Raw genomic sequence first — 1267 nt, 5'->3', positions numbered from 1 at the left:
TAATCCTCTGTAGACCACACCAATAAATGGCTGCGGAGGTGGGTTACTACTTATAAGTGTGGCAAATTAGGTAAATATCGTACATTTAATACGGAACAGCCCTGATATGGCCATCAAAAACGAAATTACTATTCTCACGAGAGCAGAACAGGCAGATCTTTATTCCCCACCCATTTTTTCAATCGAAGAACAACGTCTGTACTTTTCTCTGAACGATGCGGAATTGGCAGTTTTTCGGTCAATTCGTCTCAGAGCTCATAGATGTTACTTTGTCGCGATTTTGGGATACTTCAAATCAAAGCCCGTCATCCTAGATATCGCTTACTCGCAGGTTTCTAAGGATTTAATGTTCATCAGTAAAGAGCTGCTTGGCGGCAAGGGGCTCAGACCATTCACTCCCTCACAAAAACAAAAAGATCGACTCTACGCAAAAGTATTAGACCTTGCTGGTTATCACAAATGGGACGAAAGTCAGCACTTCAATTCTCTTTTCGACCACCTTGTTCAGGTGGGCAATGCCTGGCTGGAGCCGCGTTACCTCTTTGATACTGCTATTGAATTCCTAACCAGTCACAGCATTGCTATCCCTAGGTACACCGTACTCCAGAGACTGATAAGCAGAGCGATGCAGCAGGTCAGAAAAGACCTGGCGCACCAACTTAATCAACTCACCAGTCCTGAACTTCACGTCTTTCTGGACAGCATAACAGCCATTGATGACGGACTAAGCCTGAACCAGCTCAGAGGCGGTGCAAAAAGTCTGACCGTACCTGAACTTAAAAAAGAGCTTGCCCTTTATCATCAGTTAGCGCCATGGCGCACGCAAATCAATGGCGTTATCGATGGGCTTAATCTGTCTCTTAAAAATCGACAACACTTCGGTGAGCTCATCAACTATTACGGTAGTAAACTCAAACGATTCAAACGCGCACAGCAGCATCTATGGTTGCTATGTCACCTGACAGAGCGGATACAACTGGCACTGGAACGGTTAACTGATGGGTTCATTTACCATATCCGCAAGCAACAAGAAGCTGCCAACACCTTTGCACAACAAGCAGTGTTCCTGTCCTGGCAGTCAGCCGCGGACAATGTCACGAAAGCGGCAGAGTTACTGCATCTGTTTGTGGATGAGAACATTGATGATAATCAACCCTTCTCAGTAGTCAGACAACAGGCATTGAAGGTCATGAATGACAGGGATATCCAGACCCTCTGCCTTTACCTGAAAAAACAGAAACGGACCGTGGAAGAGTACCAGTGGCAA

1 protein-coding gene is annotated in these 1267 nt (G+C 45.6%); it reads left to right on the top strand.

Annotated features, from left to right (window positions below; all coding sequences use genetic code 11):
* Window positions 1–106: 106 nt before the first annotated feature.
* Window positions 107–1267: DUF4158 domain-containing protein (locus R7Z41_RS23925; protein WP_318141631.1), on the top strand; the 1161-nt coding region annotated here is incomplete at its 3' end.

It is taken from the genome of Vibrio sp. 1457 (genome assembly GCF_033340195.1).
GTDB lineage: Bacteria > Pseudomonadota > Gammaproteobacteria > Enterobacterales > Vibrionaceae > Vibrio > Vibrio alginolyticus.
Note: the sequence above shows the minus strand (reverse complement) of the source record. Positions and strands in the feature narration are given on the sequence as shown.